The sequence below is a fragment of the Mesorhizobium sp. LEGMi-168a genome (genome assembly GCF_058312955.1).
Window position 1 is genome coordinate 1 of sequence record NZ_JBZEGV010000056.1, and the last position, 13,568, is coordinate 13,568.

A 13,568-nucleotide genomic window follows, 5' to 3' on the forward strand; every position below is an offset into this window, starting at 1 on the left:
GGCGAAATCAATCGCCCATGACGACAACCTGGCACCCGAGGACCACCGCCGCCAAACTGTCCGGGACTTGGTGAAACGCCTGTCCGCGACTTAGCGGAATCCCCGTCCGGCTTTTGCGAAATACGCAGGCAAATAGCCAGTTCTTTCTCGCTCGGCGGCATTGTTGTCCATGGCGACGCGGCCGTCCTCGAGGAACAGGCAGAATGAAGGCCAGCGGCTCAGACCATAACGGAAGGCTTTTGCCAAATCGCTCTTTGCCCGGAATGCGGGCCAGTTGCGTTTCGACCCAGACACGGAATGCCCTGATCTTTGGTTTGCTATGCTTCTAACGTGCGGCAAGGCAGGCATCGACGGGCCGACCCGCAATGTCGCGCTCGATGTCATAAAGCGCACCGATACGGTCGAGAGCCTCGCGTGCGATCTCGGATTTGTTCGAGGTCCAGATATCATGGAAGTCGCGTCGCCAATGCGCCCAGCATGCCGCCTCTCGGAAGCGGGCTGTTCCATCGGCTCCAGGCTCATAAAGCTTGCCGTAGCCTTTGTAGCCGTCAGCTTGAAGGATGCCGCTTGTCTGCCTGAGGTGGCGGTGGACGTGGTCTTCCTTCCAGTCCGGAGCAAAGTAGTAGACCGCGCCGGGCGGAGCGCCGCCCGCCCATGGACGTTGATCGCGGACATACGTCCAGATCCTGCCTTTGGAGCGATCCAGCACCCGGATCGGGGTATCGTCGGCATGGAGAAGGTCGCTGGCCATGATCACGGTTCCGATCCGCTCGATCAGGGGCTGAAGCACCTGCATGGCGCGACCGCACCAATCGACCAGCGTACTGTCGGGGGATGTCGGCACCCATGCGGGCGAAGATTTCGTGCAGGCGATACAGTGGCAGGTGATCGTCGAACTTCGAGACCAGGATGTAAGCCAGAAGGCCGGCGCCCGCCATGCTGCCTGGTATCGGACGGGCGGGCACAGGCAACCGCACCATCTTTTCGCAGCAGCGGCAGGATTTCTTCAACCGGGCGACCTCAATGACCTTCATCTGCGCGGCGATCAGGTCGAGGATTTCGCTTGTGTCTTCGCCCACAAGACGTAGTTCGCCGCCACAGGCGGGGCAGCAGGCGCCGGGATCGAGTTGCCTGCGCTCGCGAACTGCCTTGTGCGATACGCGCGGACGACGGCGCGTGATCCTTTCGGGCGCGTTCGTCATAGGCGCGACAGACGCTGCTTCGTCGGCCTCATTGATTGGCTCGGCATTACTCTCTGCGTATTCCGATGAAGCCGGCCACCGATTCCGATTTGAAGCCGGCCAGTCATTCCGATTTCATTCCGGCCACCATTCCGATTGAAGCCGGACGTTTTTCGGTCTGATCCTGGGTCTCGTTGATGTTTGGGTTGGGTCTTGTTTCAGGTCAAGCTTCGGTGTTTTCGGGCGCGACTGGCGGGCACTGATTTCGCATGCTTTCTCCGGTGAGATCGATGCGGCAGGCGTTGTGAACGAGGCGATCCAAAATGGCATCGGCAAGAGTGGGGTTTGCAATAATTTCCCACCAGCGATCCACGGGCACCTGACTTGTGACGATGGTTGAGCGTCGTTCGTAGCGATCCTCGATGATCTCCAGGAGATCGCGGCGTTGGTCGTCATTGAGTTTTTTCCGGTCCCCAGTCATCGAGGATTAGCAGATCAGTCTTGGCGAGAGATTTGAGGATCCTGCCGTATCGCCCGTCGCCTCTTGCAAGCGAGAGGGCGGCGAACAGCCGGGGAACCCGGTGGTAGGCGACGGAGAAGTCTTCGCGGCAGGCCTTGTGGCCGAGAGCGCAGGCAAGCCAACTTTTGCCGACGCCGGCTGGCCCGGTGACAAGAAGGGCGTGATGCTTTCTGATCCAGTCACAGCCGGCAAGCGCCATGAACAGATTACGGTCGAGACCGCGTGCGGCGCGGAAGTCGGCATTCTCGATCTGTGCGTCATGGCGAAGCTTGGCCGCCCTGGCGCCCGCCTCGAAACGCTTCTGGCGGCGCAGGGTCGCCTCGCGTTCGAGCAGCATGGCAAGTCATTCGCCGTGCTCGAGGCCGCGCGCTTCGGACTGGGCGTCGAGTTCCTGGAAAGCGGTCGCCATGCCGTAAAGCCCGAGCTCTCGCAGCATGTCTATGGTGGGATTGATCAGCATTGGTGGATCTCTCAATGAAAGTAATCAGGGCCACGCAGATTGGCATGATCGACGATGCGGTTGGTTCGGTGGAATGGCGGGCGGCTTTGTAGTTGGCGATGAGCGAGGCAATGCTCTTGCAGTTCAGGCCACCAATCTCGACAGCGCGGGCTGACACGGCTTCGGCCCGATTGCGATCGAGGTCGCGAAACAGGCGTAGGATGCCCAGACATGTTCGAAAGCCCTGTTCTGGATGCGGACGGCTGGCAAGGATTGCGACGACCAATCCTTCCGTCTGCGGTCCGACGGATGCGGCCCAGCGCCGAAAGCCGGTGCCCATTCGGCGTAGCGCCGGTGGGAACTGGGCATGTGATCCGGATCGGTTCCATGGCGAGTGCCTCCGTAGCGGCGCTGATGCGCCGCGACCCGCTTGCCGCGGTGCTTGATCAGCGCCAGCTTGCCGACCCGCACATAGCTCTGGCGCAAATTGAGACCCGTCTTCTTGGCCAGCCGCACCAGCCGTTCACGCGCCCGGTGGATGAGCTTGGCGTCGGTCGGGAACATAACGTTCTTCGGTTGCACGGTGGTGTCGACGATGACCTGGCGCGTGTCGACCGGCTTCATCGCCCCGGTCTTGACCGCAAGGCTGAGGCTTTCCTGCAAGAGCGCCATGCCCATCCGGCTGCGCCAGCGCGTCATCGACGAGCGGTCGAACGGCAGCGCATGGCAGAAGAACGCCTCGTCGGTGAGATACTGGAAGTAGGGGTTCTCCACCCAGCGCTCGCAAGCACCTCGTCCGACAGGTTGAAGGTGTGCTTGAGGATCGCCAGCCCCGCCATCAGCCGGGTCGGCAGCGGCGGCATGCCAGGGCCGTCCGAATAGACCGCGCCGAAACGCTCCTCCAGAATCGGCCAGTCGATCGCCTGCGCCAGCCGCACCAGCTCGTGCTTCATGTTGATGATCTGATCGAGCCTGGAGCGGAATAGATCCTGCTCCCCCGTCTCGCGCTTCTCGCGTGGCCTGGATGCCTGGACACTCGCCGTCCCCTCGATTCGCCGCCGCCGAACCGAGTGAATCAAGCTCCCCAGCACAAGGGAATCGCAAAATCGAATTGCAGGAAAACGGCCCCAAAACACTGCAAATCCTGCAATTCCAAAGCCGTCGTCCGCCTTAATCAGGATGTCAGATCAATGGCTTGCGGATAGTTCACGGCCGACTCCGTCTACCCAGTTGTGCAGCCAGGCCCAATGTACGTGCCGGTCACCTTTTCCCTTTTCCAGCAGGCGGACCGGAAGCTGCGATGGAACCGGCTTCAGCTTAGAGCGTTTCACCGTTTCACGGAAACGGCGAACCGCTCTATCCCTTTGTTTTTACGCAATTCCGGACGGAAAACCGCTCACATTTTTCCTGGAATTGCTCTAGCGACGCCTTCAGCGTGCGGCGGGTTTGTTCGCTATCCTTTTGGCAAACGGCAAACAGCGCTGCCCTCGAGTCTCACCCGGTCGCTGCGCCGAGCACGGCTTCATCAGGACCAGAGGCGGGGGAGCAAGGGAACTGGACGCGACGCGTTCCTGTCTCCGGCGGTTGTGTGCGTCAAGTTCTGCAAAATGGGGCGGCCATGAAGCTGGTCATGCGGCTTGGCGTAGTGCGAGCTTCTTGTGCTCGCGCAGATCATCCATGTTGATGTAGCGGTTGGCCTCCATCCAGTTTTCGTTGGTTTCGACGGCCAGCGCTCTGACCAGGCGCAGGCAGCTTTCGGCGTTGGGGAAGATGCGCACGACATAGGTGCGCCGGCGGATTTCCTCATTGAGGCGTTCGAGCATGTTGGTGGATTTCAGGTGCTTGTGGTGCTGGCGCGGCAAGCAAAAGAAGGTCAGCGTGCGCTCGATGGTCTCCTCCACCCACGTCGTCAGCCTTGGATAGCGGGGCGACCATTTAGACAGCCATGCGGCGAGATCGGCCCTGGCCTCGGCGAGATCGCGCCGGTCGTAGAGCCATCTGAGTTCCTGCAGGCAATCGTCGCCGTGCTTCCTCGGCAGGTGATCAAGCGCATTCCTAAGGAAGTGGACGTAGCAGCGTTGCCAGGCGGCTTCGGGGATGACCTCGCCGATTGCCGCGACGAGACCGGCATGGTCGTCGGACACGACCAACTCGACGCCCTTGAGGCCGCGCCCCTTCAGCGCGACGAGGAAGTCCTTCCAGGCCGAGCGGCTCTCGCGATTGGCCATCTCCACGGCCAGGATCTGGCGCCGGCCGTCCCAGTCGATGCCGACCGCGATCAGCACCGCCTGGCTCGTGACGATACCGGCCTCGCGCACCTTCTCGTAGCGGGCATCGAGGATGAGATAGGCAAAGGGCTCTTGAAGCGGGCGCTCGGCAAAGGCCTTCAGGCTCTCGTCAAGCCGCTTGTTGATGGCCGAGATCGACGAGGCCGAGAAGGCATGCCCACACAGCTCTTCGGTGATCGCCTTGACCTTCCTGGTCGACACGCCTTGCACATACATCTCCGCAAGCGTGGCCACCAAGGCGCGCTCGGAACGCTGGTAGCGTTCGAACAGCTCGGTGGAAAAGCGACCGGCCCGGTCCTGCGGAACCCGCAGCTCGAGCTTGCCGACCCGCGTGACAAGGGTGCGGCCGTAATAGCCGGAGCGGTAGCCAAGACGCTCCGGCGTGCGCTCGCTCTTCGAAGCACCCAGCGCCTCGTCCATCTCGGCCTCGAGCACTTCCTGCATCACCGCACGGATCACTTCGTGCAGCCCATCCGGGTTCGAAAGCAGAATGTCTTTGACGGCGGCTATGGCGGATTTATCTTCAGTCTTGGTCATGGTGGCGTTCCTTCGCGGGAATCGGTGACGTTGAGCATCACCAGCCTGCCATGACCGCCCTCTCTCAGCGAATTTGCAGAACTCTCAGCACACTACCTCTCCGGCTTCTGCTACTCCCGCCCAGCCCGCCACTCTCGCATCTTGAGATTGAATCGCGCGCCCACCTCGACTAGCGGGCGGGGAGGCAATTTTTGAGGCTTGTCGAATCCTTGGAATATTTCCCCGAGCGGAGAACGGTGGCCCGCGACCAGCTCCGCCGCTGCAATGCCTGCGGCGGTGGCTTTTGTCCCGCCGATGCCGTTGCAAGCACAGGCGGAGAAAATCCGGTCTTCGAGCTCGCCAAACAGCGGCACGGTGTTATAGGTGAGGGCCATCGCGCCCGCCCAGCGATATTGCATCTTAAGGTAGCGATGATCAGGAAAGCGGTCCGCAAATTTCCGATCATGCAGGTTAGCCGCGCTTTTCATCGAGCCTGCGCCAACCTTGATGCTGGGGTGGTAACTATAGCGCGACCGTATAAGGATCCGGTCACCCCCGGGGCCGTTGATCCGTCTGACCGTCGTGCCCATCGGGGCGGCTGGCGTCGCTCCCCATTTTCGCAGACCGCCAAGGAGTGAAGGCACGAACGGTTCTGTCAGTGAGGCGTAGGTGAAGACATGGAGGAGTTCACCACTCCCGAAGCCGAAGCTTTCCGCGTGACCATTCGTCGCCAGGATCACCTTGTCGGCTGTCACCTCGCCCTTCAAGGTCTTTACCTTGCACCCGCTCGACGAGGTTTCAATGGACAAGGCCGGGGTCCGTTCGAACAGCCTGACAGATCCCTGAAACAGATCCGCAATGTTTCGGACCAATGCAAGGGGTTGCACCATGACCGCGCCGGGGGTGAAGAGCCCCGACTTGAAGGAGCGCGTGCCTGTGACCTCGGCAATCTCTACTGCATCAAGGAGCCGGTGCGGTTCGCGCATCCCGTTCAGCTTGGAAGAGTATGCCGCAAGATACTCCGTGCCGGCATCAGTCATGGCAACGCTGTATTTGCCACCAGGATCAAGGACGTCCTTGTTCCAGCCGTTCTCTTTAGCCAATCCAGCGTATAGCTGAATGGCAGTGCGGGCGACGGTTATCTCGTTGCGGCTTTTGGTGGCAGCATCCACTCCGAAATTGCCTGACGAGATGTCGTGCGGCAAATCGATGAGGAACCCGGAGTTCCGGCCACTCGCCCCATTTCCCACGACATCGGCATCGATGATCGCGACTGAAAGCTCCTGGTCAAGCTGAACCAATCGCGTGGCTGCGGCAAGTCCCGCGAAACCGGCGCCGATGATGATGACATCGGCTGTGATGGCGCGATCGAGTTCTGGCGTGGGCGTTCTTGCGGGAAGCAATGCTGCCCAGCCGGGCTCCACTCCATGCGCCGGTAGTCGACTGGCGCGAAATGTCTTTCCCATCGTTACAGGGCTTCTTGCTCGATCAGCCCGCGCAACGCCTGCCGAAGCGCCTCGATCCGATCTGACGAGAGTGAGCCGAACGGCTTTCGTGTCTTGCCACAGCCATAGCCGGTAAGATGTGCCGCAGCGTATACATGCTGGACATAGTCGCCATCCCAAAGGAGGGACATAAGCGGTTCAAGTCGGCGCCCCATAGACCGCACATCATCCCATCTCTTTTCCTTAGCGGCCTTCGTGATTGCAACGCAGGTTCGAGGAGCGATGTTTGCACCACCCCAAATCAGTCCAGAGCAGCCCGCAAATAGCGAGAAAGGAACGAGTGGATCAGCCCCGTTTATGACATCCAGGCCCGTTGCGATCAGCCTCACTTGTGAGATCAGGTCTCCGCTGCTGTCTTTCACTGCTTGGAACTCTGGCAGCTCGCAGAGCCTCCGCAGCAGATCAGGCGTAATTCGCACACCGACCGCCTGAGGAACGTTATAGCCAATGATAGGTAGCCCAACTTTCGCGACTTCAGCATAGAAGTCGAAAATGCTGTTGTCGTCCGATGGACCTTCAAAGAAGGGCGGGAGAACCATGACACCGTCGGCACCGGCATCCTTGGCGAATCGAGTTCTTTCCACGACATCTGAGGTCAGCAGCGACGAAGCTTGGGCGATCACCCTGGCCCGTCCAGCCACCTTGCGCGCGCCGCGCTCAATGACGGCTTTCGATTCGTCAGGTGTCAGGTAGACATGCATGCCCGTTCCAGAGCTGAACACGAAACCATCGACGCCGGCGGCCAGGTAACGCTCGATGAGTTCCTCCAAGCGGCCGAAATCGACTCGCCCGTTTGCATCGAACGGAGTCGTAATTGCCAGATTGAGACCAGGAAAAGCGAATGTTGACATCTTAAACTCCGTCTTCGGACGCACTCAGATCGACCCAAAGAGTCTTGGTCTGGCAATATTGGTCATGCGCGTGCATGGACTTGTCCCGTCCGCCAAAGCCTGACTGCTTGTAGCCGCCAAATGGAGTGGCGGCGTCGCCCTCTCCGTAGCAATTCACAGTGACCGTTCCCGCCTTGATTGCCCGCGCGGCGCGAAGCGCCCTCGTGCCATCGCCGACAAAGACCGAGGCCGCCAGGCCATATTCGGTTTGGTTCGCAAGCGCGACCGCTTCTGCCAGAGAGTCCACCGGAATGACCGACAGGATCGGCCCGAAGATTTCTTCGCGGATGTGCCTACCTTGATGCTGCGAGAATTCAACGATTGTGGGCTCGATCGTCGTACCGCCGAACACCTTTCCGCCAATCACGACGCGGCCATCGGTTTCCAGATAGCTGCTCACCTTCTCGAAATGAACGGCCGAAACCAAGGGACCGATACGCGTCTCAGGGTCGAGAGGGTCGCCAACGGTCCATGTCTTTGCGACTTCCACAAGCTTTTCGAGCAGGCGGTCCTTCACGCTCCGATGGACAAACAGACGCGAAGTGGCCGAGCAGTTTTGGCCCATGTTCCAGAACGCACCGTTGCAGATGTGGGCGGCCACAGCATCAAGATTGCGGACGTCGTCCATAACGATGCACGGGTTCTTGCCCCCCATCTCGAGAACCACTTCCTTGAGGTTGCTCTCGGATGAGTATTTGAGAAAGCGGCGGCCGGTCTCGGTCGAGCCGGTAAAGGAAACAGCGTCAATGTCCGGATGTCGGCCGATCGGTTCACCGACGTCGGGACCATCACCTGTCACCACATTAAGGACGCCAGGCGGTAGCCCAGCCTCGAGTGCAAGCTCCGCCACGCGCAAAGTTGTTAGCGACGTCTCTTCCGCCGGCTTGACAACCACGGTGCAGCCTGCCGCAAGAGCAGGCCCGATCTTCCAGGCCAACATCAGAAGCGGGAAGTTCCATGGAAGAACGATGCCGACGACGCCGATGGGCTCACGCACAATGAGGCCAAGTGAAAAGTCGTTTGCTGGCGAAACCTGGTCGTAGATCTTGTCGATGACTTCCGCATGCCATCTGAGGCTAATGATCGCCTCCGGCACGTCGATGTTAATGCAGTCGGTGATGGTCTTGCCGCTATCCAGACTCTCCATCAGCGCCAGTTCGACCAAGTTTTCCTCGATCACGGATGCGAGTCTCAAAAGCATCTGCTTGCGGGTTGCCGGTGTCAGCTTCGACCAGCGTCCATCCTCGAACGCCTGTCGCGCAGCGGTAACCGCCCTGTCGACGTCAGCGGTGGAGCCTGCCGGTAGGTCAGCCAGAACTTTGCCCGTGGCCGGATTGAGCGTGGCATAGGTCCTGCCCGACAAAGACGTGACCTGCGCTCCGTCCACGATCATTTTGGTGGGCAGGCTGATGGATTGCGCCTGCGTCTTGTAGTCGACCTTGCCGTGCATTCCCGTTCTCCTCTTTTTGTCGCGCCTGACACTGAGACATCAACAGTCTCTCGAGTTCGCTCGCCATGTCGGTTCCGACGTTCACCGACAACACTCCTTGCAGAAACTCGGTCGCCACTCGCATCAATGCCCGCGGAAATTGTGCCGGACCCGTGCAGCCAGTTACTGGTCCTTGCAGATGCGAGTATTGGACCGGCGGGTCTGACCGATCTGGCCATATAAGCTTCGCGACAGCCCGGACGCATGGTCTGCCTCCAGTCCTGTTGCGATTTTGATGACCCCACATCCCATCAACCACGTTGATGGCGTTAATAGATTTCACCTCACGCCTGAGTCGCGCTTGGCTATACGCTATAGGCAGCGGCCAGTTGCAGTTCAAATGAGTATTATTGGCGTACCGGATAACCAGGAGTTATAGCCTGTCCCACATTCGACTTCACGTCGCGCTAATTCCTCGGCCTCTAGGCGATCCAGCCCCGGCAACACCTTGAATAATATGGCTAAACTGTCGTTTAGCCAATTCGAAGGTCGCCTCGCAATGAGAGTCTGCGCCAACGGCGCCGCCAGTTGTCGCGGGCTCGAAATTACCCGATACCGGTCACATTGCGCCTATGATGCCAGGATGTTGTCAACTCAGGTTCTGCGGCCGCTAGTCGGGGCGGCTTTGTACTCCCTTTCGGGAGAAAGTGGAAAGCGATCAAATTGAGTTATGAAGCCCATGACATTTTAGCGAGGTCCGTAGCGCTACGAAATTTGCTACCCCCGGCAAAATAGGTCCAGCACCCTTCGGGAGTACGCATAACTTCCGATGGGTTGCAGCCCCCGGCCCATGGCGATCATTGAGCATCGACTATGAACCGAAGAAGAATATCGGCAAAAACGGAGATCCCGTGAGACGAACAGGAAATTAGGGAATCGGCAGCCCTCTCAGGGACGCTATAACCGTCTGTAAGGGAAATTCATGAGAGTCTACTCCGCATTCTCCCACGCAAGTGCGACGCAATGAACCATAATGCCGCCGGTTCCCACCGGCCAACGGACCGCTCCTGCCAGGAAACAACCGGATGGAAATACCTTCCTCACCACATTTTAACACGGTCGAGTTGACTGATTTATTCAATGCGTCACGCGCGACCTTAGACGGTGGAACCTCTATGGGCCTACCAGACAAGGGTTGGAGCCAATCGCTCACCGGTCTCCAGTCCCTGCGAGGCATTCCCTTCCTTTTTGGCCAGTCGAGCGCCCCAGACGTCATAATGCTGACGCCCGGTGGCGCGGCCATCGACATCCCAGTGAAGCCGCAGAAACTTACCTACATCTTGTTTGCTCAGGCCGTTGCAGACCGAGTGGACGGTGTACCGCCGGGATTCGGTGATACGGCGCCGCTTGATAGTCCTTTCTCGAAAGGAGTTGCGGCCAATGCTCTTGGTAATGTCGTGTCTCGCTACACAATCAAGTACGCGGACGGCACGGAAACCGAAACCCCTATATTGCGGCGGTTCGCTATTCAGCAACACCACGTGTGTTGGGGAGCAAGCCCGTTTGCTGCGGTGCCAGCGCGGGGGCCATACGTCTACGCTACCCACGCCGAAGACGTTGGAATGGGGCGTGCATTGCAGGTCGATTACGGACGAGCGGAATTTCGTACGGAATCGGGGCTTAATTATCGGAACGAGAATCTCTGGCTTTATGCCATGCCGAACGAACACTCGGAAAAGGACGTCGTGGGCATCCGGTTGGCCGCCGACTCAGAAACGTCACTGGTATATGCGATAAGCACGACCGAGGTTCAGGCACACCCCTTACGCCTGCAAACACGGAAAAAACTGAGACTGAGCCTTCCTGCGGGAGTGAGCCTGAATAGGCTTGGGGAGCTTGACTGTGACGATCGCGGCAACCAGATCGGAATTGATTTGGGAGTCGTCATCTCCGCTCGAAGGATATTGGATTATAAGCACCCGGAATGGCTTAGCGATCTGCATGACGTCCAGCCTGAGGCCTCAGAATCAGAGGTCATAGTGGAGTATTCAGCTCATCCCGATGCGCGGCTCTTTTTGAGAGCTGACGATGGAACACTTTGGGAGAAGGAGCTTAGATCGCTGGTGGACCATGATCCAGCCCCAGGAGCCGGAGGCGAGCTGGCTGCTTGGCCGATCGCGCCGGCAACCAGGAGCGTACAATTCACAATCCTTGAGAAGGGAACCTCCAAGCCCGTGCCTGTCAGGATACACGTTCACGGTCCCCACGGTGAGTATCTTCCCCCCAAAGGGCATCATCGGAAAGTCAACGTCGGAACATTTGAAGACTGGTTTGCTGAATTTTCCAATGGGTTCAACCAGTATGCTTATGTAAACGGCCATTGTGTCATCGATCTTCCGATTGGGAAAGTGTTCGTTGAAATATCAAAGGGTTTCGAAGTATTGCCGACGAGGCGTGTTGTTGAAATTACCGAGGAGAGCATAGACCTAACGTTCGAATTGGAAAAAGTCCTGCACTGGCGTGAGAAAGGTTGGGTCAGCTCTGACACGCATGTCCACTTCCTTAGCCCCCAAACCGCTCTGCTGGAAGGGCAGGCTGAGGGGGTTAATGTGGTCAACCTGCTGGCATCCCAATGGGGAGAGATGTTCAGCAACGTGGGCGATTTCGACGGTCACACGACGCTAGGGGCAAAAGACTTCGGCGGCGACGGTGAGTTTCTGGTCCGCGTCGGTACCGAAAACCGTCAACAGGTTCTCGGCCACATATCGCTGCTTGGATACCAGGGGAATATGATCGAGCCTCTGTGCACCGGAGGCCCTGACGAGGCCGCGATCGGAGATCCTCTGGAAGCTACTCTGGCGGAATGGGCAGAACGCTGTCGCAACCAAAACGGCCTCGTTGTGATGCCTCACGCGCCCAACCCGCAAGCAGAGCGTGCTGCCGATATCGTCCTTGGTCTGGTCGATGCGCTCGAAGTGATGTCCATGAACCCAAGGCGGTGGCAGATCAGCGCGTTCGCTCTTGCGGATTGGTATCGGTTCCTCAATATCGGCTATCAACTTCCTCTCGTCGCAGGCTCTGACAAAATGGATGCCGCTGCGCTTCTGGGGGGAATTCGAACCTACGCTAAGCTGGCCGACAACGACTTCACCTTCAAGAACTGGATGGATTGCATCCGTGGCGGCGACACCTTTGTTTCTGTTGGCCCGTTGGTGAATGCGACAGTTGAAGGACGGCGCCCTGGCAACAAGGTCTCACTCCCACCCACAGGAGGCACAATTACGGTCCACTGGGAAATCGAATCCGTCAGTGTTCGAACTCGGGCCGTCGAAGTGATCTGCAATGGCCTCGTAAGGGAGCAGTTTCGGTACGATCAACTTTCTTCGAAAGGGCATTGCTCCTTCCACGTAGCAGAGTCTTGTTGGGTGGCGATAAGAGTTCGAGGCAGTGTCGCCGGACGTGAGGACGATATTGCGGCTCACACGAGTTCTGTGTTCGTCGAAGTAGGAGAGCGCCCGATATTTGCGACGACGGATGCCGTGGCTGTTCTTGCCCAGATTGAAGGCTCGATTGCTTATTTGGACACACTCGCCCCGAGAAGCAGCGAAACGAAGCAAGCGCGAATGCGCGCTGCCCTTGAGTTAGCTCATCATCAATTGCACCATCGCCTGCATCACCACGGTGTTAGCCATACACACAGTCCCATTCATTCGCCGCACATCGCACGCGAGCATTGAGTCGTGAGAAATGAAAACACAAACCCATGGCCGGCATCTGGGAACCTAATCGGCATGCATCGGTGTGTTCTCAGTCCCTGACCCAGCGGCGGCAATGCTGGGTGTCCACCCTCGTCCAGACACGTGCTCAAGGTGAAGGCCGTGGCCGCGACCGGCCGCTTGATCCGGCACGACCCAGCTAAAGAAAAGGCGCACTCCACGATCTCCGCTTCGACCTCACGCGCCATGCTCGCCGTTATCCTGCTCATCGCGGCCGCGATGCCTGCCTCCGCCCATGTCGGTGTCGGCACCACCTCATCCTTCGCCGCCGGCTTTGAGCATCCGCTGTCAGGTCTCGACCACATGACGGTGATGATCGCCGTCAGCCTTTGGGCAGCGCTGAACGGCGGCAAGGCGATCTGGGCATGGCCGCTCGCCTTCGTCGGCGTCATGCTGGCGGGTTGCGCGCTTGGTATGCTGCATGTGCCGGTGCCTTTCATCGATCCTGGCATCCTCGCTTCCGTGGTTGCGCTTGGCCTTCTGGCGGCGCTCGCGGTCGATCTGCCGGTCTCGGCGGGCGTGGCCATCATCGGCTTGTTCGCGCTGTTCCACGGCCACGCGCATGGGACCGAAGTGCCTGAGAATGTCGGCGGGCTGGGATACATGACGGGCTTTGCCGTTGCCACCGCGCTTCTCCATGCCGCCGGTAGGGCGGCCGCCCTGGGTTTGGGCATGCGTTTCCGCGGCTTGACCCGCGCCGCGGGTGCCGCCTGCGCGGCGGTCGGCTTTGGCCTTGCCTACAACATGTTGTGAGGCCGTGATTATCCCGGGCGAAGTTATCACAGCTGAGGCGAGATTGGGTATAATAAGGGCTGCGACGGTTACGCTGAGGGTCGCCACCAACTGCGACCGGCCGATCCAGGGCCAGCGCGGCCAGCTGCCTGGCGCTTGCCTTCACTGCGGCGCGGCGATCAAGGTGAGAGTGCAGCGTCAATCAGGATGAGAACGCCGCTGGGCGGGAACGTAGGGAGGGCGTAGCCCGACCGGAGTTTCCGTCCAGCGGCGGCGGCCCGTTTTCAGGGTC

6 protein-coding genes and 3 pseudogenes are annotated in these 13,568 nt (G+C 59.3%); 2 read left to right on the forward strand and 7 right to left on the reverse strand.

Going from position 1 to position 13,568, the window contains the following annotated elements:
• Nucleotides 1-147: 147 nt before the first annotated feature.
• From tnpC to AC4FWB_RS33285, 7 genes and pseudogenes are all read right to left on the reverse strand, one after another.
• A pseudogene (gene tnpC / locus AC4FWB_RS33255) lies at nucleotides 148-1,208 on the reverse strand (IS66 family transposase); the annotation flags it as partial.
• Between the two features lie 196 nt (nucleotides 1,209-1,404).
• Nucleotides 1,405-2,161: pseudogene (gene istB / locus AC4FWB_RS33260) on the reverse strand (IS21-like element helper ATPase IstB).
• A 384-nt stretch (nucleotides 2,162-2,545) separates the two neighbouring features.
• Nucleotides 2,546-3,192: pseudogene (locus AC4FWB_RS33265) on the reverse strand (transposase); the annotation flags it as partial.
• 576 nt (nucleotides 3,193-3,768) lie between these two features.
• Complete coding sequence (locus AC4FWB_RS33270; RefSeq protein ID WP_491030460.1) at nucleotides 3,769-4,965, reverse strand: IS256 family transposase; 1,197 nt, start codon at nucleotides 4,963-4,965, stop codon at nucleotides 3,769-3,771.
• A 110-nt stretch (nucleotides 4,966-5,075) separates the two neighbouring features.
• Nucleotides 5,076-6,410 carry an NAD(P)/FAD-dependent oxidoreductase gene (locus AC4FWB_RS33275; protein WP_491030461.1) on the reverse strand — a complete coding sequence of 445 codons (1,335 nt, stop codon included), beginning with the start codon at nucleotides 6,408-6,410 and terminating at the stop codon, nucleotides 5,076-5,078.
• 2 nt (nucleotides 6,411-6,412) lie between these two features.
• Complete coding sequence (locus AC4FWB_RS33280) at nucleotides 6,413-7,300, reverse strand: dihydrodipicolinate synthase family protein (protein WP_491030462.1); 888 nt, start codon at nucleotides 7,298-7,300, stop codon at nucleotides 6,413-6,415.
• Nucleotide 7,301: 1 nt separating this feature from the next.
• Complete coding sequence (locus AC4FWB_RS33285; protein WP_491030463.1) at nucleotides 7,302-8,789, reverse strand: aldehyde dehydrogenase; 1,488 nt, start codon at nucleotides 8,787-8,789, stop codon at nucleotides 7,302-7,304.
• Nucleotides 8,790-9,853: 1,064 nt separating this feature from the next.
• Here AC4FWB_RS33285 and AC4FWB_RS33290 point away from each other — a divergent pair.
• Both AC4FWB_RS33290 and AC4FWB_RS33295 read left to right on the forward strand, forming a co-directional pair.
• The gene (locus AC4FWB_RS33290) at nucleotides 9,854-12,505 is read left to right on the forward strand and encodes a CehA/McbA family metallohydrolase (RefSeq protein ID WP_491030464.1); all 2,652 of its coding nucleotides are present in this window, start codon (nucleotides 9,854-9,856) and stop codon (nucleotides 12,503-12,505) included.
• Between the two features lie 225 nt (nucleotides 12,506-12,730).
• The gene (locus AC4FWB_RS33295) at nucleotides 12,731-13,297 is read left to right on the forward strand and encodes a HupE/UreJ family protein (RefSeq protein ID WP_491030465.1); all 567 of its coding nucleotides are present in this window, start codon (nucleotides 12,731-12,733) and stop codon (nucleotides 13,295-13,297) included.
• Nucleotides 13,298-13,568: the final 271 nt, after the last annotated feature.